Origin of the sequence: Paraglaciecola psychrophila 170, from assembly GCF_000347635.1 — a bacterium.
GTDB classification, from domain to species: domain Bacteria; phylum Pseudomonadota; class Gammaproteobacteria; order Enterobacterales; family Alteromonadaceae; genus Paraglaciecola; species Paraglaciecola psychrophila.
In genome coordinates this window covers 3044948-3066988 of record NC_020514.1, presented here as the reverse complement: position 1 = coordinate 3066988, position 22041 = coordinate 3044948, and the positions used below count along the sequence as shown (strand labels likewise).

Sequence of the window (22041 nt, the reverse complement as noted above, 5' to 3'; positions counted from 1 at the left end):
CACCACTTATTACAAGTACACAATGAGAAGTTAATCATCTTTGTCTTCAAAACGGTCATACGATGTATTATTATCTTTATTGGGCTTAGGTAGTTTTTGACTGGCACTTTGTTGTAATAATAATATGTTGCCGATAATAAAGCCCAAGGCCAAGATGATAATCACTACCACTATCCAAATATTCATATTAATCCTCTGTTTAAAACGAAGCGCTGATATATTTCAGGCATGTTATTCGCAATACTTTCTAATCCTAAAACATTTGAATTCTTAAGATTATTTAGCAGTGCCGTCTCATCTAACTGTGCGAACATTTTTTCAGCGCTGTCATGAAAGCTAAGATGCCAAGGCTCCCGAGCAATGCCGCCTTTATATTCAGCATAAGGTCTGCTAAAACCAAACTTAATGGCATGTTTGTTTAGCCAATTATTGAGTAGGGTGCAAGGTCCTTGATCGTATTCGCTGCAAACTAACTGAAAGTCATGCTGACTCTTTTCTACAGACTTTTTGTCATACACGTCTAAATCAGTACCCCAATGATGACGGCTGGCTCCAGGCAACGCTGACCATGTGAGGATCGCGTATATTTTTTCTTGGTCGGACAGCTCAGTGGCATCTAAGGTATTTTCATTTGCGTCTAACAAGGTCGCCTTGCCTGACCACTTGTTTTGCCAAATACTCAATTGGCGCTCAAAGCTTCGGTAGCTGCTGACAATTTGTATGTCTACATTATCTTGTGCTGCTGACGTTTGCATACGCTTAAATGCTTCACACACTTCAGGTAATAGTCGAAAACCGTTCTGGCATTCGACTAAAAGACTCTCATCTTTTCCTAAGGTGTGTGCTTGTGTGATCACGCTAACAGCCGTTGCAATATGTCTTGATAAATTTCAGCAAGCGTATCGAGGTCGTCAATTTTGACGCACTCATCAATCTTGTGGATTGTGGCGTTAACAGGTCCAAGCTCAATGACTTGAGCTCCCGTTGGCGCAATAAATCGTCCATCAGAAGTGCCGCCTGCTGTAGACAACAAGGTGTCTCTGCCTGTGCAATGTTTGATGGCTTGTTGTGTGGCTTCCACTAACTTGCCACAATCTGTCAAGAAAGGTTGACCATTGAAGGTCCAATTAATGTCGTAATCTAATTTATGCGCATTTAACACTTTTATCGTTCTTGTTATTAACTCTTGGTCAGTTACTTCAGTTGAAAATCTAAAGTTAAAACAGATTTTTAATTCACCTGGTATAACATTCCCAGCACCTGTACCACCATTGATATTAGAGATTTGAAAACTAGTGGCGGGGAATGAATCATTTCCCTTATCCCAATGGGTGTTGGCCAATTCTGCGAGTGCCAACGTTGACTCATGAATAGGGTTTCTGGCTAGGTGAGGGTAGGCGACATGACCTTGGATTCCTTTAACCAGTAAATCACCGGTTAGCGACCCCCTACGTCCATTTTTGACTACATCACCCACTTCGTTAGTACTTGAAGGTTCGCCGACCAAACACCACGTGATTTTTTCGTTGCGGGCTTCTAGGGTATCAATCACCTTAGTGGTGCCATTAATAAAAGGCCCCTCTTCATCACTGGTAATTAAAAAAGCAATCGAACCTTTATGTAATGGATTTGCTTTTACAAAATTTTCGGTGGCGACTAACATGGCGGCTAAACTGCCTTTCATATCTGCTGCACCACGACCATGTATGTAACCATTTTTCTCGGTCGCTTCAAAAGGTGGGGTTTGCCAATTTTTTTCTGGGCCTGAAGGTACTACATCGGTATGTCCGGCAAAACAAAACAGCGGTTCCTCAGTCCCTCTGCGGGCCCAAATGTTTTTGGTGTCGGCAAAGGTGAGATCCTGAACTTCAAACCCTAAAGGTGCAAGAATGTTTGCCATCATTTCCTGACAACCTGCATCTTCTGGGGTAACAGATTTTCTATTGATCAAGTCTTTAGTTAAATCAAGTGTACGACTCATGAGAATACCTCAGTGTATTGTGCTGCTTTAAAACCGATAAAATATTTATCGTTATGGGTGAGTATGGGGCGTTTAATCATGGCTGGATGTTCAAGCATTAATGCTAAAGCTGTCGTTTTATCGACCCCTTGTTTTTGTTCTTCACTTAATTGACGAAAAGTAGTGCCACGTTTATTGAGCATCAGTTCCCAACCTAAAGCCAGTTCGGCTTGCTCTAACCATCGGGGGGGTTAGTCCATTTTGTCTGTAATCGTGGAAGGTATAATCAATGTTGTTTGCTGATAACCAAGCGCGTGCTTTTTTGATGGTGTCGCAGTTTTTAATGCCGTACAGGGTAGTCATGGTGTCCTATTGAGTTAATCAAAATCATAATAGTGCGACTATAACGATAAAGGGTGGGGAAGGTAAAGGACGATAGCGATGCTTTTAGTTTGTTGATATTCCTAAATTATACGTAAACCGTCATTATTTTATCTTCACCCGCGATAACTTGAAAATAGTGGGCTTGCAGACCCTTTATTTTGTCACTACTGAGTACAGTAATAGGGCATAAAATACTGTGTAGTTGTTTTTTCATCTTAATCAGTGAAAACTCCGCGAGCAGTTGTCCTTGTTCAAAGCTCTCACCTTGTTTGATGATTTTCTTAAATCCCCCTAACATAAGGTGAGAATCAATCCCTAGCTGTATTTGTATCTGTAAGCCATTTTGCCCAATTATTCTTAATTGATTAGCCAGTTCTGGAAAGTGCAGCATAGTGCCAGCGAATGTTGCGAATACTTGGTAACCAGACGGCTTAATGGCTATGCCTTCGCCAAACATGCGTTCTGTAAAAAGTGCATGGGGCACCTCATTCAATGGCAGTACGGTGCCCGTTAATGGGTTATAAATTTCTATGGTCTTTTTATAAGATGGCAGAGTGCCAGCCTCTACTAGGCGACTAAATAATCCCATCATAAGTCCTGTTCTTTAGACTAGCTAAGAGGTTTTGCTTGTGAATAGTTTGAGATTTAATCTTTGGCATATAGCAATACTTAATTCATTTTATACATATGATAACAAAAAAGTTGGTGGTAATGATGTCAAGTTGGGTTTATCCACTGTTCCTGTGGATAACTCTGTTGAGTACTGTTTATATGTTACTTAACAGACTGATATATATAAATAAATTACTATTGGTTGTTAATCACTCGATAGCTGAAGGCTTGTTTGAAATTACATCATTTATGAGGGGTTATTATGAGTAATATAGAAATAGGTACCTTAGCGAGGTCCGATTTAACCTGCCTAATACACGACGTATAAGCGATTCTTATACATCTGTTGTTGGTTGGCAAAGAAGCTTTGTGAGTGTCGGATAATCAGGCGATTACGCTATGCAACCGCCAGATTTGTAAACAGCAGTTGCTGGTGTTTACCATACTATAGGGGTAAATCACGACTTACCTGCGTCATGCACTATGCATGATATATATTAAGGTCGCTGATTTAGATGCATCTATTGCTCAAGTTGTTAAACTTAGTCCAGGTATTTTAATAACTATAAAAAACTTTGGTTAGCCGTCAGCACAGCGTCATAAAAGTTTCAGCTGACGTGGTATGTGCTATTAACGCTGAAATTGAACCAGGTAATTAGTGTTCGAGCAGTGTTCGAATATAAAAGGAAGAGTATGCAGGTTTTGGATATTTATGCAGGGAAAAATGCCTTTGCACGTATAAAGCAAGAAGGCTTTAGTGCTGATTTATTTGATTATATGTTGGGAGCATCAGGCGGCCCTAAGTGGTTTGTGTTAGCGGGTCTTGACCGTTATATTTTCCCTGAGTTTTTTGCTGAGCGTACCAGACCACTCAACATTGTGGGTTCGTCGGCGGGTGCATTTAGGTTTGCTTGTTTTGCGCAAAACGATCCATTGTCTGCAATAAATCGTTTAGCGGAGCGTTATTCGCATACTGTTTATTCTGATAAACCAACTGCTAAAGAAATCACTGCAAGTGGCACAGCGCTGCTGAATTACGTCTTGGGTGAAAACGGCAGCGAAGAAATCATTAACAACCCCATCATTAAAGCGCATTTTATAGTGGCAAAGTGTAAGGGTTTAACCCAATTCGAAGCAAAACCATTACAAATGACGGGGTTAATTGCCAGCGCTAGTGCTAACGCGCTGAAACGGAAATGGTTAGAAAAGTTTTATCAACGTTTTCTATTTTCGTCGCCTAATTCTGATTTAAAGATCAATGATCCAAATAATATGCCTTCATATTCAGTTGCTCTTACCGCTAAAAATTTACCCCAAGCATTGATGGCTTCAGGCTCTATTCCTGTTGTGATTGAAGGTGTAAAAAATATTGATGGAGCGCCAAAAGGAATGTATCGAGATGGTGGCATCATTGATTATCATTTTGATCTTACTTTTGGGCCTCAAAAAGGCTTAGTATTGTATCCACACTTCTACTCAAAACCTATTCCAGGCTGGTTCGACAAATCACTTAAAAAGCGTCTGCCTCATGCTAGCAGTTACGATGACGTGGTAATGTTGGTGCCTTCTGACGAATTTGTAGCTAGCTTACCTTATGGAAAAATACCAGACAGAACTGATTTTGAAACCATGCCTGCAGCGCAACGTATTGAATATTGGCAAACTGTTATTTCACAGAGTGATCGCTTAGGACAAGCGTTTAAAAAGATGTGTGACAATCAACAGATTATCGAACATATGAAGCCAATTGAGTTTGCGTGATATAACAAGGATGAGGATAGCGACTCTGCAGATGGTGAGTCGTAATCCTATTAAACTGAGTTTGGGCTAAGCGGTGTTATACCTGGATTAAACATTTTTCGTTATGCTAATCGTGCACACAGACTTTGCTTCTTCCCTCATCTTTAGCCTTGTATAAAGCGGTATCGACTTTAGAAATAAGCTCACTGAGCTTCTCATGATGCGTTGAGCTGGCCAAACCGGCACTAAAACTACAATTAAAGGATTGTTTACCAACGGTATAATTAATCTGTAAAAAGGCGGTTGAAATGTCATTCATTTTACTCTCGATGACACTAGGAGTCGCATCACTAAATACCACCATAAATTATTCACCGCCATAGCGGCCAACATAATCAGTGTCGCGCACCGACTGAAGTAATAATTGTCCTAATGAAATAAGTACCTTATCGCCAGCCACATGACTTTTCATGGTGTGGATACGTTAGTATATTTAACTAAGGAGAAGTTATGAAAACACGTTTATCGGGTACACAAGGACTAGAGGTTTCAAGTATTGGCTTGGGATGTATGAGGATGTCAGAGTTTTATGGAAGTCATAATGAAAATCAGTCTTTTAATACTTTATCGTAAGCTATTGAGTCTGGTGTTAGGTTTTGGGATACGTCTGATATTTATGGCCCTAAAACCTAAAAAGAGTTATTAGGAAGATATTTCAGTAAACATTTGCAGCAACGTAAAAAATCGTATTGGCAACTAAATTGGCATTATACGAAATCCCCAAGGTGAATTTTTAGGTTTTGATGGTCGTCCTGAATACATACATCAAGCTTGTGAAGCGAGTCTAAAGAGCTTAGTAGTAGACCATATTAATGTGTATTACCAACATCGGATGGACCCGTCTGTGCCTATTAAGGAAACATTGGGAGCTATAGCTGAACTTATCAAATAATGAAAAATCAAATATTTGGGCTTGTCCGAAGCTGGCGTTACTACTCTTGAAAGAGCTTCAGCCGTGCTTCACATTTCTGCAATCCAAAGCGAGTTTTCTCTTTGGAGTCGCCACCTAGAAGTCGATATATTAGCCGCATGCAAAAGGTCGGGTATCTGACTTGTACCTCTACCCTATAACTCTCTTGGTCGTGGTTTTCTAACGGGCTCCATAAAAAGTAGTGAGGACTTTGAAGAAGGGGATTGGAGACTGAATAACCCTCGATTTCCCGAGGAAAATTTTCATCACAATCTAACTTTGGTGGATAGCATTAATCAGTTTGTTAACACAAAAAAATGTAGTCCTGCATAGTTAGATTTAGCTTGGATTCTACATCAAGGTGAAGATTATGTACCCATTCCTGGTACTAGAAGTGTTGAACGTTTAATTGAGAATGCGGGGGCAACATCAGTGATTTTATCACCTCTTGAACTGGATGAAATTAATCAACTTATTCCTGCTGATTTGGTGTTTGGCGAGCGTTACCCTAAAGCTATGATGTCTAGCTTAGACAAGTAGCTATATTTAGTGGAAGCGGATTAGTCCAAAGGAAAATGAATAACACGTGGGTTAAAATTGGCTTTTAAAGGGCTATCGAACGATAGCCCTGATTCACTTCAGACGTTTTGGATAACGCTTCTGGATACGTTGTTTCCATGCTTTTTTGACTGACAATCTCCACAGATAATTTAAAATAAAGAATCCCACAGCACTAAAAAGTACCGAACATATTAAACATCCGACTAAAAACGCTGGGCCAATGGTTTCAATGCTTTGTAGTACCCAATCCCAACTTAATTCAAAACTAAATTGTCTTTGTGGCGAGCCCATTACGGTAGTACCTAAAATATAAGCCCCATAAAAAATAGGCGGCATAGTGAAAGGGTTCGTTATCCAAACGGTAGCCACAGATAATGGCAAGTTGACTCGCAAAGGAATCGCCATCGCAGCGGCTAACCACATTTGAAATGGAACTGGCCAAAATGCGAAGAATAATCCAACAGCAAATGCGCCTGAAGCAGATCGCCTATTTAAATGCCAAAGGTTAGGATCGTGTAACAAAGAACCAAAAATAGACAATATCTTCTGTTCTTTGACTTTTTGGGGGCTTGGCAGAAAGCGCTTAATAAACTTTTTCAGAATAGTTCTCTATACTTTAATTTCATGCAGCAACGGATGGCATTCACTTCTTACTATGGACAGTAAACTCTTCAGTTTTATTGCAGCGTCGTTCACAAGTTTATGGTGGACTAATCTGCCTTCCATCGTTATCACTCTTTTACTATTCATGTGCGCTTGCCTAACAATTAGGAAAAATCAACACCTTGGTTATTTTCTGCTAGGCATAATCTGGATGGCGAGTGTAGGGCATTGGCAATACTCTTTGCAACTATCTTCAGAACAAACTAGTCAACCAGTACAAATAATAGGCGAGGTAAACAGCTTAGTTATTACTGAAAAAAATATACGTTTTAATATTAAGGTCACCCATATTGCAGACCAACATTTGTTGTTTACTAAGATCTTTCACTTAAGTTGGCGCGAGCCTGCTTGGCAGGTACAGCAGGGGCAACGTGTTAAACTTTGGGTCAAAGTTAAACCGCCGCATGGTTTAGCTAATGAGGCCGGTTTTAATTATCAGCAATGGTTGTTTAGTGAAGGCATAAACGCAACGGGTTACGTTAAATCAGATGATGATAATACGTTGCTTGCCAATGTTAATAGCATTAGACAAACGTTGTTGAATCGAATGTTAGGCTTTGATTTACCCCAGCGTTCTTGGCTAGCGGCTGTCACTTTTGGTTATCGAGGGTTGTTGCAACAGGAAGACTGGCATCTAGTTCAAAAAACCGGTGTGGCTCATCTTATTGCCATATCAGGCTTACATTTGGCCTTGGTTGCGAGTGTCAGTTATGTGTTGATAGCTTGGGCTGGTGGTGGGCTTATCAGTAGGTTTTATTCTTTACATCATATCAACTTGCACAACGTGGCTATGTTGTTGACTCTTTTTACCACCTTGGCTTATTCAGCTTTAGCTGGTTTTGGATTGCCCACACTTAGAGCATGGTTGATGTTGTTTTTGTTTAGTGTGCTTTTTTTGTGGAATAAACACCTTGGGGCGAGAAGATTAATCTTGTTAGGGCTTACTGGCTTTGTATTTCTGTTTCCTCTGAGTATATTTGGGTTGAGTTTTTGGTTAAGCTTTTCTGCGGTGACCATTATATGTTTTATATTTTGGCGATGGCCGGTCAAACAAGCTAATTTTTCGTTGACAGCAATATTTTCTGGCATGGTCAAAGTGCAATTATGTTTGACAGTATTGATGCTACCGTTAGTTGCTTGGCAGTTCTCTTATGTCTCAACTGTTTCCCCCTTGGTTAATTTGATTGCAGTGCCAGTAGTGACGATGGTCTTAGTACCGATTTGTCTGGTAGCAGTAATTTGTTTAGCGTTTAGTCCTGACTGGGCATTTGAGTTATTTTCTTACGCAGACCTAATACTGAGTTATGGTTTAACTTTCCTCAATTTTGCTCTGAAAATCAAAGCATCATTCTTCAACATTCCAACATTTCCAGCTGCTGTATGGTTTTTTGTATTCCTATTTGTGTTGGGGTGTTGTTTGCCTTCTTTTTGGCTAAATAAAAAATATTTGTTTTTATTGTTAGTGCCGCTAGCTAGTCATTTATTATCGCCAAAAATTAACACTTGGCAGCTAGACGTATTGGATGTGGGGCATGGGTTGGCTGTGCTCATTAGTAAAAATAATCATGCAATCATTTATGATGTTGGGGCAAGTTATCCTTCTGGCTTTAATATGGCCGACAGCGTGTTGTTACCTATTTTGCAGGCTAGGGGATTTTCAAAAGTAGATGTAGTGTTTATCAGTCACAAAGATAACGATCATGCTGGCAGTTTACCGCAATTACTTAAGGGTATTGAGGTATCTCAGGTGATAACTAATCAAGATAAGTGCCAGCAAGATTTTGCTATAAGTTGGCAAGGTTTGAGTATTGAAGCTCTATGGCCAGACAACGCACTTAAACATAACGACAATAATGGTTCCTGTGTAATCAAAGTATCAGATCAGTACCACAGTATTTTATTACCCGGTGATATCAATAAAAGTATCGAAAAGCAACTGGTGGGTTTATATCCAAAACAATTAAAATCTGATATTTTGGTGGCAGCTCATCATGGAAGTAACACATCTTCATCTGCCGAGTTTATCCAAACAGTAGGAGCTAAATATGTGATATTTAGTCAGGGCTTTATGAATCGTTGGCGTTTTCCAAGGCAAGAGGTCGTAGACAGATATCAGACATACAACCCAATACTGTTTTCAACTTCACATTCAGGCCAAGTTTCATTTCAGATTGAGTACAATTCAACCACGCCGGTAATTCTAAAAACCTTTAGACAGGATATTTATCCTTATTGGTATGCAAATTCTACTCACCATTAATAAATATCTTATTGATAGTTGGGGATTTTCGCCCTAACAGTTACACTACCAATGTTTTTATATTTATTCAGATACCCTTTATTTAATGAGCAAGCAGAGCGATTTGGACAGTCAAGTACCAGATAAAATTTTTAAACGTTTTCGCGTTTACCTTAAAGATTACAAGCTGGCATTTGCTGTCGCTATTATTGGCATGATTGGCTACTCGGTGATTGATGTATTGGTTTTAGCCCAGCTAGAAACACTAGTTGATGACAGCCTAGGTAAAGGTGACTATGAGTATCTGCGTTTAGCGGCTTTTTTTATTGTGCCTATCTTTATTTTCAGAGGCGTTTTAAATTTTCTGGGGACTTATTCTGTTTCGTGGATTGGAAACCATGTAGTGATGCGTATGCGTCAAGAATTGTTTAGCCGCTACATTCATTTTCCTGTTGAGTTTCATGACAACAACAGTACAGGCAAACTAATTTCTAAAGTTATTTATGACACAGAGCAGGTTGCTAATGCGTCAAGTAAAGCTTTGATCATACTTGTTCGTGAAGGAGCATTGGTTATAGGTTTATTAATAGCTATGTTTTATAAGTCGTGGCAATTATCGCTAATTTTTATCTTAATTGGTCCTCTTGTCGCTGTGATTGTTGCTGTAGTAAGTAAACGATTTAGATTGGTCAGTCGTCGTATTCAAGATGCTATGGGCGGATTAACTTCCTCGGTTGAACAAGTGTTAAAAGGCCACAAAGTGGTATTAATGTTTGGTGGACAGGATATTGAAAATAAATCTTTTGCTGGTAAAAACAACCACAACCGTCAACAAAATATGAAATTGATTGTAGCCAGAATACTCAGTGTCTCTTCTATTCAGGTGATTGCTTCTATTGCTTTGGCTGTTGTGCTTTACGTAGCCAGTACCCCAGGTTTAGTGACAACGTTGACTCCAGGCGTATTTGTCAGTGTGGTGGTTTTCATGACCATGCTCTTAAAACCTCTGAAACAACTGACCACCGTGAATAGTGAATTCCAAAAAGGTATGGCGGCTTGTGTGAGTATTTTCGATGTGCTGGACCAACATATTGAAGAAGACAAAGGCACACAGAGCATCACCAGAGTTCAGGGGAAAATAGATTTTAACAACGTGACATTCCGTTACCCAAGTAAAGAAAACGCCGCGTTAAAAAAGCTTATCTTTTTCAGTCAAACCCGGGCAAACATTTGCTCTGGTAGGCCGTTCTGGTAGCGGTAAATCAACTATTTCAAGTCTGCTGACACGTTTCTATGATAACCAAACGGGTGAAATCTTATTAGACGATATGTTGTTAAGAGATATCCCATTAAAAGACTTACGTCGACAGTTTGCTTTGGTGTCACAACATGTGGTGTTATTTAATGACACTATTGCCAATAATATTGCGTATGGGTCAGGAGATAACGTTAGCCGCGAACAAATACTGAAAGCGGCTAAAACCGCCCATGTAATGGAATTCTTGGAACAGTTACCCGAAGGCTTGGATACCATAGTAGGTGAAAATGGGTTTATGTTATCTGGGGGGCAACGTCAACGTTTGGCGATTGCCCGTGCCTTGCTATTAGACGCGCCTATTTTAATATTAGACGAAGCAACATCAGCATTAGATACTGAATCAGAACGATTGATCCAAGATGCACTGGATAAACTGCAACAAAACCGCACTAGCATTGTGGTGGCCCATAGATTGTCGACTATCGAAAACGCCGATACAATTTTAGTGATTGAGGCAGGTGAAATTATCGAGCAAGGTAACCATCAAAGTTTATTGGCACAACATGGGGTTTATTCGCAATTGTATAACATGCAGTTTGGTGAGGAGATAATCGCTAAGTGAGTTGGATTGACAACATGTGGTATTCACCGAGTTGGTATCATTGGCCTGTAATCATTTTGTTATTACCGTTAAGCGCACTGTTTTGGGTATTATCAAGCTTAAGAAGAATGTTATTTCGATTGCAGATCAAACCTTCAGTTGATATTTCTGTGCCAGTTATTGTAGTGGGTAACACCAGTGTCGGTGGTAATGGGAAAACGCCATTAGTCGTGCATTTGGCTAAGCGATTAAGGCAAGCAGGATATCACCCTGGAGTATTAAGCCGTGGTTATGGCGGAAAAAATGTCACTTATCCTATGTCGGTAGACTACATCAGCGAAGTCGATAGGGTGGGTGATGAGGCTATATTGATGCGTCAGCATATCAACTGCCCATTAGTCGTTGATCCTATTCGCCCAAGAGGGGCGTTGAAACTAGTTGAGACACATGAATGTGATGTGATTATTTGTGATGACGGTTTGCAACATTATGCTTTAAATAGGGACATTGAAATTGTTGTGATGGATGGACAAAGGCGTTGTGGCAATAAACTTTTATTACCTGCAGGCCCACTGCGCGAAGGTTCGTGGCGTTTAGATAGGGTTGATTTTTTAGTATTAAATGGTGGTTCAGTCACAAATGGTGAGTATTTAATGTCACTGGAAGCTGGCAGATTGATTAACGTTAAATACCCTAATAAAAGTTTATCGATAAACGATTTGTCTTTGCCCGTCACAGCAATGGCGGCTATAGGTAACCCGCAACGTTTCTTTTCCTTGTTAGAAAAAAACAAGTTAAGCTAAAGGAGCAAATCAGTTTTGTTGATCATCATGCCTTTAGTAAAAAAGATATTCCTAGCGGAACCGTGATCATGACAGAAAAAGATGCCGTAAAATGTACCTTGATAGCACATGATGATTGTTGGTATTTACCTGTTAGTGCTAGATTAACCGCACAATTTGAATCGCAACTTTTGCAAAAGTTAAAGCAAGTGGTTGCAGATAAAAAACAAAATAAGAGAAAATAATGGCCTTTGATAAAAAATTGTTAGATATTTTAGCCTGCCCAGTTTGTAAAGGTAAATTATTGTACCAAGATAAACAGGCACAACTTATCTGTAAATTCGATCGTATGGTTTATCCAATTCGAGAAAATATACCCGTGTTGTTGGAGTCAGAAGCCAAACATGTGTCTAGCGAAGAAATGGAACTACTGTTAAAAAGTAACCAGAGTTAAATGTTGGTTAATTTTATTGAAGAGATTTAATTATGCAATTTAGTGTCATTATCCCTGCGCGATATGCGTCTACACGATTTCCCGGTAAGCCTTTAGTAGAAATACAAGGCAAACCCATGGTGCAACATGTATACGAGCGTGCTCAAGAATCAGGGGCAAGCAATATTTTAGTGGCCACCGACGATGTCAGGATCGCCAAAGTAGTTGATGACTTTGGTGGCAAATATTGCATGACAGGCGCGCACCACGAATCAGGCACCGAAAGACTAGCTGAAGTAGTCGATTTACAAAACATGTTGTCCCACGAATTGGTGGTGAATGTGCAGGGTGATGAACCTTTTATTCCTGCTGAAAATATCCTGCAAGTGGCTGAAAACTTACATAATCATCAGCAAGCTGAAATGGCAACACTAGCGGTTAAGATCACCGATGTTGAAGAAGCCTTTAATCCCAATACCGTCAAGGTGGTGATGGATAAGCAAGGTTATGCTATGTATTTCTCTCGCTCCACGATCCCTTACGACAGGGCGCGTTTTCTTGATTCAGACAGCATTGATGAGATAGGTGATTTTTATTTTAGGCATATTGGTATTTATGCATATCGAGCAGGATTTATAAAACAATACGTGAATATGTCTCCATCTGGTATAGAACAAATTGAATCCTTGGAACAACTTCGGGTCTTATGGCATGGTGAAAAAATCCATGTGCAGGAAGCCAGAGTTACACCGCCTATTGGCATCGATACACCAGAAGATTTAGCTAGGTTATTAGCTAATCACAAATAAGGAGTTTGTATGGCAACTGTAGTTGTTACCGGAGCCAATCGTGGCATTGGATTAGAGTTTGTAAAACAGTATTTGGCTAAAGGTGACAAAGTAATTGCTCTTTGCCGCAATACTAGCGATGAGCTTAGTCAATCTGACGCCAAAGTGATTGATAAAGTCGATGTGAGTAGCCCAGAATGTTTAGAAAAAATCCTACCTACATTGAGCGACTTAAAAATAGATTTGTTGATCAACAACGCAGGTGTGTTTGCTAACGAAACCTTAGAACATATGTCAGTCAAGACCCTTGAATATCAGTTTAGAGTCAATGCTATTGGGCCTTTGATGGTGACTCAAATGCTGAGGCAACAACTGGTTAAAGGTGCAAAAGTCGCTATGATAACTAGTCGTATGGGCTCAGTAACAGACAATACTTCTGGTGGTTATTACGGTTATCGCATGTCTAAAGCCGCATTAAATATTGCAGGCGTATCATTGGCCCATGATTTGAAAGAGCAAGAAGTGGCTGTTGCTTTATTGCATCCAGGTCATGTTCAAACTGAGATGGTGAATTATAGTGGCGATATTTCTGCTGCTGTTGCGGTTGAGCGATTAATCCAGCGTATAGAAGAATTGAATCTGGGTAATACAGGCACCTTCTGGCATTCAAATGGTGAAGTTTTGCCTTGGTAATACGAAAGGTAAAGAGTGTAAGAGCTATGTATGAACGCTAAGGTTACTTTTTTATTTTTAGATAAAGACAGCAGCGTGTTTCGTTATGTTACAGTTGCCTGAGATAACGCCTAAACAAGCATGCAAACTCGCCCTCATCAGTCAAGGACTGCATACAAGCAATGTCTTTGGGCAAGGTGTCGAAGGCGCAAATGCGGCTATTAAACATTTAAGTTATATTCAAATAGACTCTATTTCTGTTATTCAACGGGCACATCACCATTGCTTGTGGGGTCGCATAAATAACTATCAAGCTAATTTTATAGATAAACTTTTAATGCAGAAGCAGGTATTTGAATACTGATATCATGCTGCCGCTTATTTACTGATGTAAGATTACCGCTTTTCACTTCCAAAGAAACACACAATAACGGCGGATGAAAAACATTGGCGCGATAAAACCCCTGTTGCTGAAAAGCGTGTGTTGCGAAGAATTCAACAAGAAGGCCCATTACGGGCCAAAGACTTTGAACAAAACAGCACCCAAAGAGGCAGTGGATGCCGGGATTGGAAACCAGACAAAGTCACCCTAGAACAACTCTTTATAGAAGGTGAGTTGATGTTAGCTGAGCGAATAGTGTTTCAAAAAGTCTATGACCTAATTAAGCGAGTATTGCCTTCATGTATAGTCACAACAATGTCAATAGCCAAAGAATTCGAACGTTATTTGATTATGGACTATCCAACGTAACTAATTTACTCAAACAGTCCGTTAATCGGCATCAAGTTAATATCCTGTCACCTTTTGATGATGCAGTGATCCAGCGTAAACGACCATCACAAATATTTAGCTTTGATTACCAAATTGAGTGTTATGTGCCACCAGCAAAACGTCAATCCGGGTATTTCAGCCTACCACTGGTAAGGGGATCGGAGTTTGTAGGGCGTTTGGATACCAAAATTGACCGTAAACGCATGTTTTGCATATCCAAAATTTGCATCTTGAGACCGCTAAGGTATATGAGTTTATTGAGATACTAAAGCCAACACTCAATGCTTTTGTGCAGTTTTATAAGGGCGAGGTTATAGAAGTACGTAAACTTTCGGGTGTCATAAATCAATCAAATAAAAGTCAAGCAGACGTCAAACAACGCCTGCAAGTGTTATAAGTGACCAGTGTTCTAAACAAAACGCTTTTCAAGATAACTGATGATCGCAGAAGATTCATACAACCATTCTACAGAATCATCTTTTTCAATACGTAAACATGGCGTTTGAATTTTCCCACCACCTTGTAATAATTCATCACGATAAGGAGAGCCTTCTGAGGCATTACGTTTTACCATAGGCAAATTTAACTTATACATTGCTCTGCGTGTTTTTATACAAAATGGACAAGCAAAAAATTGATACAAAGAGAGTTTCTCTAGCTCCACAGTTACTTGTTCTTGAGCTTCTTGAGTACGTTTCAGTTTTGAACCACGAGTGATAAAATCAATGGCAGCAATAAGGCCACCTAACAGGTTACGAATAATATTAATCAATAATTTCATCTATACAGCTCATTTGTTGAATTGGTTAAGTAAAAGTCGAAATCATTATAACCTTTACGCGCTTGTGATCTAAACTTACTTGTTACCTAGTTATAAGGATCAGTATTTTTGCTGCATATTGATATGAGATTCTAGGCCCAAATGGTTTTTATTGAAAATCAGTGGATGCGTAGCTGTTTTGAATTAGCGTGGTGTTTGTTATCGTCTGTTTATTAATGCTCAGTATTTCACCTGTTTTTTAAGCCGCGATTAAAAATAAACTAGTTTGGCTACAATAAAGGTCTACCTACAAGCTTTCTAAAACCTATTGATTAAAGTATATATTTTGAGTTTATACAGATACGGTAGGTGAATTACATTAAATAAGGTTACAAAGATAAATGGAAACTTTACCCATGAAAAATATTGAAATATATGCCGAGCCCATTGCTCTGTATCAGTTATTAAAATTCGAAGCTCTAGTTTCCAGCGGCGGTGAAGCTAAAGTGGCCATCGATGATGGCCGAGTATTAGTTAATGGTGATGTTGAAACCAGAAGGCGTAAAAAAATTATATCTGGCGATATTATCGAATTTGAAAATCAGCAATTTAAAATAGTATTGAAGCAGGAAATAAAACCTTTTATCAGTTAAGTCAGGTCGGTATCTAAATTTAACAACATAATCATTTTCGTCATTATTATAAGATTATTCTGAGGCTTCCCATATCGCCGCTTATTAAGCGGCAGAATGTCCATATATTCGCTAATAAACTGGATTTTCTCCACCGTTATTCAGTTCATTCGCAATTTTAATACTGTAAAATATAAATGTTTATTGATGCTAAAATTTTGAGCTAGGTAGAATTATCAAAAAAGCTTATAAGTTTCGTTGTATAGTCTTACATTAGGAATTTTGTAGGTTATTCCAATGTCAAATAAATTAAGTGCGCTCGACCTTGCTTTTCTGTCTTTAGAAAAGCAGACCACCCCCGTCAACGTCGCCAGTCTGGCGATTTTTGAAATACCTAAAGGATACAAGGGTAATTTCCCTCGGGATTTAATGGACAAATTAGAAGTCCAACCTGCAGGGCCCCCTTTTAATCAAAAGTTAAGCCATGTTAGCAGCGGTAAACTGCCAAGTTGGGTAACAGATGAACACTTTGATATTCACTACCATGTTCGCCATTCAGCGCTGCCTAAACCCGGTAGAATGGCTGACTTGTTAGAACTAGCTTCACGCCTACACAGTCGTCTGTTGGATAGAGAACGGCCCTTATGGGAATTTCATTTAATCGAAGGCCTTGAAGGAAACAAGTTTGCTCTTTACATGAAGATGCATCATGCCGCTATTGATGGCATGGGGGGTATCGAATTGATGGAAGAGTGTTTTAGTTTATCGGGTCAAGATGAGGTGAGGGCCCCTTGGGCTGGTCTGAAAAAACACTTAATACCTCGTTCTCAGAATTCAATAAGCTTAAGCGAAAAAACAGCTAACTTGGCTGCTCAAGTAAAAGACAGAGCAAGCATGGTTCAGGACTTATCAAAAATGTTTTGGGGGCAAGGATTAAAAGCCACAGGTATCAGTAAAAATACTTCTCCGGTGCCTTTCACTGCTCCGAAATCGATTTTTAATGTACCGATCACAGGTGCTCGGCGTTTTGCAGTAAAATCACTTTCGTTAACAGAACTCAAGAGCATTGGTAAACAAGCTAATGCGACCGTTAACGACATGGTATTGGCATTGTGTTCTGGGGCTTTGCGTAAATATATGCAAGATAAGGGGGCATTACCCAAAAAATCTTTAATCGCTTCGGTACCCGTTTCGGTGAGACAGATGAATCGTACAGGTAATCAAATTACCTATGTTACAGCTAATCTGGCCACTGACGAACCCGACACCATGACTCGCTTAACCAAAATTGGTGCTTCAACCAAAGATGCAAAAGAAGAACTTGGCTCGGTTTCTGCGGATGCTGCTACTAGTTTTGCGGTGATTGCTCAGGGCTTGGTTGCAGTGATGAATCAACTTAATATGACCAACTTATTACCACCTGTTGCAAACGTGACTATATCCAACGTCCCTGGTCCTAGGAAACCGTTGTATTTTGGCCAAGCAAAGCTAAAAGCAACCTATCCTTTATCTGTATTAATTGATGGCCAGTCACTGAATATTACAGTGGTGAGTTATTGTGATGATATCGATTTTGGACTAATGGCTTGTCGAGATACGATTCCCGATATTGAAAAAATTGCCGAATATATAGATGTTGCAATGGATGGTATCAAGGGAGGAATTTATCTGCAGGGATTAATGCAAAATAAAGGCAAAACGTAAATATATAATACTTCAATCCCAGATAAGGCTAACCAGTAACCTGTATGTATAAGCATTTAATTTGGGTTACTGGTTTATTTTGGATAATAATTTTATAACTATTCTGGGTCACTGAGGATTTGCCACTCATTATTGTGCGTCCAATGGCCTAACCATCCTGGAAATTCTTTAGCGGGCATCGGTTTAGAAATACCAAATCCTTGTGCCAACTTGCACCCTAGAGTCAATAATTTTTCACCATGTGCGATTGTTTCTACTCCCTCAGCGATAACGGTTCTTTCAAACGTTTTAGCCAATTGAATTATACCCATAACAATAGAGCGATCATCATGGTCAGTCAGCATATATCGGATAAAGGAACGGTCTATTTTAAGATATTCAGTGGGTAATTTTTTTAGGTAAGTTAATGACGAATAACCGGTTCCAAAGTCATCTATTGAAAAAACGACTCCCAATTCATGACATTTTTCAACGACACTTTTTACTATTTTTATATCATCTAAGGCACTGGTTTCTAATATTTCAAATTCTATTTGTCCCGCTTTAAAGTGCGGGTGACTTTTAAATATTAGGGTAAGGCGATCCACAAAATCTGTTTGTTGTAGTTGTAATGGACTAATATTGACACTGATAGGCATCTCTATTCCTGACTTAGACCAGCTACTAAGTTGATTTAGAGCTGCCTTAATAACCCATTCACCTAACTCAATTAAGAGCGTGTTCTGCTCGATTACGGGCAAAAATGCTGCTGGAGGTAATATACCTTTTTGAGGATGATCCCATCTAATAAGTGCTTCTAATCCAACAATTTGATTCGTTCTCATATTAATTTTGGGTTGATAATAAAGTACAAATTCATCATTTTTAAATGCGCAGCGGATATTTTCTATTTCTTCATACTGATTGGTTACAGCAACATCTTTTGCAACATCAAATATATCGCTAAACAATTTTTTCCAGATTGTTTAGCGATATACATCGCTTGATCCGCATGCCTTATAAGTTGATCTGAATTACTATTATCTTGAGGGTAAATAGTGAGCCCAATACTGGCTGATAATTTAACTGATTTGTTGTTAATGAATTGGATATTCGATACTGAGTCAAGTATTTGTCGTAGGATTAAAAGACAATCGTCAGGTGAGTTAAGATTATCTAGGATCATCACAAATTCATCGCCACCAAAACGGGCCAATGTGTCGTCTTCGCGCATTAAAAGTTTAATTTTTTGTGCAATAAAACATAATAAATCATCGCCAAAACTATGACCATGAAGATCATTAATTTCCTTGAAACCATCTAAATCCATAAAAACTATCGCAATATGACTTTGTTGGCGTTTATTGTTGCTAATACACTGTTGCATTCTATTGGCTAAGAGATTTCTATTTGGTAATCCCGTTAGGGCATCATAATACGCATTTTTCTTTAATACTTCGTTGAGCTGTGCCAATTTATGATTCGATTTTTCTAGCCTTCGTTGGTTTGCCTTTTGCTCACTAATATCTTGGAATATGCCTGTTAATTTGACTGGATTTTTGTTCTACATTGTCACAACACCTGTTGTTCTAATGTCAATCAAACGTCCTTTAGTGGTGTAGGCTTCTAGCTCAAGATCATAACTTTTACCTTGAATCATTGCAGCGGCTAGTGCATTTTCAATCTTATCTTTTGAATCAGGTAAAAAATAACTCACGCCGCATCAACACTAGGATTAAATTCTTGGGCGTGGTTTCATGTATGCGGTAGGTTTCAGCGGTCCAAAATAAATTGCCAGAAAGAATATCTAACTCCCACCCTCCAACCTTGGCTATTTTTTGTGACTGGTCGAGAAGACGAGAGGTAGTGACTAATTCCTGCTCCTCACGTTTTCGTTGGGTAATATCAATATGTGTACCGATCATTCTTCGAGGTGATGAATTTTGGTCATATTCAATGACTTTCCCCGTGGCCAAAATCCAAACATAGTGTCCTAACTTATGTTTCATTCTGAACTCTGTTTCGTAGACTTCAGCCTTACCTAGCCAATGTTCTTAGAGTAATAACGTCGCATTTTCGATGTCGTCTAAGTGGACGGAGTTAGACCATGTTTCAAACGTTAACGGCTGCAATTCTGATAAACTGTAACCAATGATTTGTGCTCATAGCTCATTGCAAATTAATTCTTTACTTACTATTTCCCAGTCCCATATAGCAATATCTGCGGCGCTAATAACTAATGCCATTTGCTCTGGACTTAGCTTTTAGATTTTGGTACTACATCTAACTTTTCCACCAGAAGTTATTCCCGGATCTGCGAATACATTTGAAGCAGAGACTATATATGGTCCACGTAACAATTAACCAATGATTATAACAGCCTATAATCTTTATCCATAATGAACTGGGCTATGCATTATCAATGAGTATTTTAGGGCTATAAAAAACTGAAGTTAGATCCTAGGCGGACACGGGTAATCTGCTTATTTGAGAATATGCGAAGATCTGTTGGTGATTAGATTCTCGTTAGTGATTAATTGATTCAGCCAAACACCTTTGAGAGTGTCTAGCAATCATGGGGGAGAGTTTAATAAAAATCAGATTCAGTTTGATTCGACAGCTCAACACAGTGTCAAAATATGTAATACACGATTAAATTTAACTATAGCTACACGAATAAATTTAACCATAGCTACATGATTAAATTATCTGTTGATTACTTTTAACTATTATCGAATCAAACTGAAGTCTTATCGCGCAGTCCACCCTCCATCAATCACTAACGCTTGTGCGGTGATATTCTTTGCTTCATTGGTGAGTAAAAACGCTGCTGTAGCTGCTAACTCATCTATACCGATAAAGGCTTTTTTGGGCATTGGCGCTAGCATGATTTTATCTATTACCTCCTGTTCGCTAATACCATTTTCAATCGCTTGTGCCGCAATTTGATTTTCAACCAAGGGGGTTTTTACATAAGCAGGACACAGGGTATTAACGGTGACATCACAATCACCTGTTTCTAGGGCAAGGGTCTTAGCAAAGCCTAATAAGCCATGTTTTGCCGCGACATACGCAGATTTAAATGGCGAAGCGACCACTGAATGCACTGAGCCGATATTGATAATTCGGCCGTAATTTTGATTGCGCATGTTAGGCAGCAACGCTTGGCTAAGCATTGCAGGTGCAACCAACATAATATTGATCAGAAGTTGCCATTTTTCAGGTGGGAAGTCTTCAAGCTTACTTACGTATTGTACCCCCGCGTTGTTGATTAACACATCTACTGTTAATGGATGTAAATTGTTGGGTAACTCAGCTACGTCTTTTAAATTAGTGACATCTAGTTCAATTGCTGAGGCGCCGATGCCTTGGTTGTGCAATTGCGTAACCGCATTTGTTGCTGCAGCTAAATTAATATCTGCGATGATAATATGATGTCCCAAGTTACCTAAGTACTGACCAATACCCAAACCTATACCACTGGCGCCACCTGTAATAAGAATATTCCTTTTAGACATACCGTTCTCCTAAATATCTAATTTTTGAATTAATGACTCAGCTATTTGTTTAACCGCTCTAATTTGTAGGCCATTCTGGGTGGCATAGTCGCTACCTGTGTAACCCCACCAATCCCAGCAGCCTTGAGGGTTTAACGGCATAAACATAGAGTTTTTAGTTTGTGGATAAAGCACAACCATTTGGTTTGTATCGGCCCAATTGTTTAAGCCATTGTTTTCGATGAATTGGGTACCTACTGTTTCTACATTTTGCTGACAGCCATGAAAACTAATGTGTAGTTGACAACTTTCACCAGCCTGACATGTTTTGGGAATATATAGATATCCTTGCTCGGCTAGGCTGCTTGCTTGCTCCCCTCCTAATGCTTGTTGGTCAACTAATACAAGATTGCCTTGTGGTTGCTCATTGCGTGGTTGCAAAGTCGGGTACAGAAAACGCAACATTTCTCCCGCAGCATCGTAATCACAATTACCCATAAATGGTGATTCAGAAACATCACATTTAGAACCACGAGTTAAGGTAGGAAAATGATGCGCAAAAGGCTGTTGATTGATATATTCCAGATTATTTGGGTCCATCCACATAAGATATTGCTGATGCAGGGCTTGAGTCACATCAGCATGGATTTTAGTGTCTTTGGTGCCTCTTAATAACCATACTTTACTGTGTTTTAGGTTATCTAAAATGGCAACGTTATGCTGTCTTTCATAAGCTTTAGCTTGTTGTGTTAAATTTTGGCTGGTTGCATCCGTACTTTTATTTACACATTGTGCAAGTGCTGTTTTGATACTGTTCTGGGCACAGTAATATGGGCCAGCTGCAATGATGCCGACTTTGTCTACCCAATCAGAATGAGCGATGTGAAATTGATTCGCCATGTAACCACCACTCGATAGACCTGATAAACCAATCTTTGTCAGGTCTAGGTTGAGCTTTTCAGCAAACGCATGACTGCTATTTATGAGCAAATAGCTTAGCAATAAAATTGTTAGGTTTTTCATTTTCATCCTTC

19 protein-coding genes and 7 pseudogenes are annotated in these 22041 nt (G+C 39.3%); 12 read left to right on the top strand and 14 right to left on the bottom strand.

Translation table 11 applies throughout. The features are described 5' to 3' along the window. Window positions 1–30 precede the first annotated feature (30 nt). The 5 genes and pseudogenes from C427_RS24990 to C427_RS13325 form a co-directional block, all read right to left on the bottom strand. Entirely contained in the window at window positions 31–186 is a 156-nt protein-coding gene (locus tag C427_RS24990) for a DUF2897 family protein (RefSeq protein WP_007641590.1), read from the bottom strand. Continuing rightward, a complete protein-coding gene (locus C427_RS13340) occupies window positions 183–857 on the bottom strand; it encodes a M15 family metallopeptidase (RefSeq protein ID WP_007641592.1) in 675 nt (224 codons plus the stop codon). The genes C427_RS24990 and C427_RS13340 overlap by 4 nt, the downstream gene beginning before the upstream one ends. Beyond that, complete coding sequence (gene dapE / locus C427_RS13335; RefSeq protein ID WP_007641594.1) at window positions 854–1981, bottom strand: succinyl-diaminopimelate desuccinylase; 1128 nt, start codon at window positions 1979–1981, stop codon at window positions 854–856. Before dapE ends, C427_RS13340 begins: the two co-directional genes overlap by 4 nt. Continuing rightward, a pseudogene (locus C427_RS13330) lies at window positions 1978–2323 on the bottom strand (ArsC family reductase). Before C427_RS13330 ends, dapE begins: the two are co-directional and overlap by 4 nt. Window positions 2324–2429: 106 nt before the next feature. Next, on the bottom strand, window positions 2430–2936 hold the full coding sequence (locus C427_RS13325; RefSeq protein WP_226991248.1) for a PTS sugar transporter subunit IIA: 507 nt from the start codon (window positions 2934–2936) through the stop codon (window positions 2430–2432). A 713-nt stretch (window positions 2937–3649) separates the two neighbouring features. Here C427_RS13325 and C427_RS13320 point away from each other — a divergent pair. Continuing rightward, window positions 3650–4717, top strand: a complete 1068-nt coding sequence (locus C427_RS13320) for a patatin-like phospholipase domain-containing protein (RefSeq protein WP_007641600.1) — start codon at window positions 3650–3652, stop codon at window positions 4715–4717. A 106-nt stretch (window positions 4718–4823) separates the two neighbouring features. Here C427_RS13320 and C427_RS13315 read toward each other — a convergent pair. Then, a pseudogene (locus C427_RS13315) lies at window positions 4824–5168 on the bottom strand (GGDEF domain-containing protein). Window positions 5169–5456: 288 nt separating this feature from the next. On the opposite strand from C427_RS13315, the pseudogene C427_RS28850 reads away from it, so the two are divergent. Beyond that, window positions 5457–5807 (top strand): annotated as a pseudogene (locus C427_RS28850) (aldo/keto reductase). Between the two features lie 492 nt (window positions 5808–6299). Here the strand turns inward: C427_RS28850 and C427_RS13310 are convergent. Further along, window positions 6300–6830: a DUF2062 domain-containing protein gene (locus tag C427_RS13310; RefSeq protein ID WP_034900047.1), complete on the bottom strand. Its 531-nt coding sequence runs from the start codon at window positions 6828–6830 to the stop codon at window positions 6300–6302. 52 nt (window positions 6831–6882) lie between these two features. Here C427_RS13310 and C427_RS13305 point away from each other — a divergent pair, with 52 nt between their 5' ends. The 8 genes and pseudogenes from C427_RS13305 (at window position 6883) to C427_RS28845 (ending at window position 14704) form a co-directional block, all read left to right on the top strand. Further along, the gene (locus C427_RS13305; RefSeq protein WP_081589056.1) at window positions 6883–9150 is read left to right on the top strand and encodes a DNA internalization-related competence protein ComEC/Rec2; all 2268 of its coding nucleotides are present in this window, start codon (window positions 6883–6885) and stop codon (window positions 9148–9150) included. 85 nt (window positions 9151–9235) lie between these two features. After that, a pseudogene (gene msbA, locus C427_RS13300) lies at window positions 9236–11009 on the top strand (lipid A export permease/ATP-binding protein MsbA). 14 nt (window positions 11010–11023) lie between these two features. Then, window positions 11024–12015: pseudogene (lpxK, locus tag C427_RS13295) on the top strand (tetraacyldisaccharide 4'-kinase). Beyond that, window positions 12015–12224 carry a Trm112 family protein gene (locus tag C427_RS13290; RefSeq protein ID WP_007641608.1) on the top strand — a complete coding sequence of 70 codons (210 nt, stop codon included), beginning with the start codon at window positions 12015–12017 and terminating at the stop codon, window positions 12222–12224. Before lpxK ends, C427_RS13290 begins: the two are co-directional and overlap by 1 nt. Window positions 12225–12256: 32 nt before the next feature. Next, window positions 12257–13012, top strand: a complete 756-nt coding sequence (gene kdsB / locus C427_RS13285; protein ID WP_007641610.1) for a 3-deoxy-manno-octulosonate cytidylyltransferase — start codon at window positions 12257–12259, stop codon at window positions 13010–13012. A 9-nt stretch (window positions 13013–13021) separates the two neighbouring features. After that, the gene (locus tag C427_RS13280; RefSeq protein WP_007641612.1) at window positions 13022–13684 is read left to right on the top strand and encodes an SDR family oxidoreductase; all 663 of its coding nucleotides are present in this window, start codon (window positions 13022–13024) and stop codon (window positions 13682–13684) included. Between the two features lie 85 nt (window positions 13685–13769). After that, window positions 13770–14414: pseudogene (locus C427_RS27565) on the top strand (DNA glycosylase AlkZ-like family protein). After that, window positions 14345–14704, top strand: a complete 360-nt coding sequence (locus C427_RS28845; protein ID WP_085949637.1) for a DNA glycosylase AlkZ-like family protein — start codon at window positions 14345–14347, stop codon at window positions 14702–14704. Before C427_RS27565 ends, C427_RS28845 begins: the two are co-directional and overlap by 70 nt. Before the next feature lie 140 nt (window positions 14705–14844). Here the strand turns inward: C427_RS28845 and C427_RS13260 are convergent, their stop codons facing one another. Beyond that, window positions 14845–15216: a glutathione S-transferase N-terminal domain-containing protein gene (locus C427_RS13260; protein ID WP_007641619.1), complete on the bottom strand. Its 372-nt coding sequence runs from the start codon at window positions 15214–15216 to the stop codon at window positions 14845–14847. 395 nt (window positions 15217–15611) lie between these two features. Here C427_RS13260 and C427_RS13255 point away from each other — a divergent pair, with 395 nt between their 5' ends. Next, on the top strand, window positions 15612–15848 hold the full coding sequence (locus C427_RS13255; protein WP_034900071.1) for an RNA-binding S4 domain-containing protein: 237 nt from the start codon (window positions 15612–15614) through the stop codon (window positions 15846–15848). A 276-nt stretch (window positions 15849–16124) separates the two neighbouring features. Further along, complete coding sequence (locus C427_RS13250) at window positions 16125–17531, top strand: WS/DGAT/MGAT family O-acyltransferase (RefSeq protein ID WP_007641627.1); 1407 nt, start codon at window positions 16125–16127, stop codon at window positions 17529–17531. 98 nt (window positions 17532–17629) lie between these two features. Here C427_RS13250 and C427_RS24135 read toward each other — a convergent pair whose 3' ends face one another. The 6 genes and pseudogenes from C427_RS24135 to C427_RS13230 form a co-directional block, all read right to left on the bottom strand. Next, window positions 17630–18481 (bottom strand): putative bifunctional diguanylate cyclase/phosphodiesterase, encoded by an 852-nt coding sequence (locus C427_RS24135; protein ID WP_015430934.1) that lies wholly within the window; start codon window positions 18479–18481, stop codon window positions 17630–17632. After that, window positions 18439–18984 carry a GGDEF domain-containing protein gene (locus C427_RS24130; protein WP_051075192.1) on the bottom strand — a complete coding sequence of 182 codons (546 nt, stop codon included), beginning with the start codon at window positions 18982–18984 and terminating at the stop codon, window positions 18439–18441. Before C427_RS24130 ends, C427_RS24135 begins: the two co-directional genes overlap by 43 nt. Window positions 18985–19074: 90 nt before the next feature. Next, window positions 19075–19227: a hypothetical protein gene (locus C427_RS26415; protein ID WP_015430932.1), complete on the bottom strand. Its 153-nt coding sequence runs from the start codon at window positions 19225–19227 to the stop codon at window positions 19075–19077. Continuing rightward, window positions 19208–19543, bottom strand: a pseudogene (locus C427_RS13240) (PAS domain-containing protein); the annotation flags it as partial. The gene C427_RS26415 and the pseudogene C427_RS13240, both read right to left, overlap by 20 nt. Before the next feature lie 717 nt (window positions 19544–20260). Continuing rightward, window positions 20261–21028: a 3-hydroxybutyrate dehydrogenase gene (locus C427_RS13235; protein ID WP_007641630.1), complete on the bottom strand. Its 768-nt coding sequence runs from the start codon at window positions 21026–21028 to the stop codon at window positions 20261–20263. 9 nt (window positions 21029–21037) lie between these two features. Continuing rightward, the gene (locus C427_RS13230; RefSeq protein WP_007641632.1) at window positions 21038–22030 is read right to left on the bottom strand and encodes an extracellular catalytic domain type 2 short-chain-length polyhydroxyalkanoate depolymerase; all 993 of its coding nucleotides are present in this window, start codon (window positions 22028–22030) and stop codon (window positions 21038–21040) included. Window positions 22031–22041 lie beyond the last annotated feature (11 nt).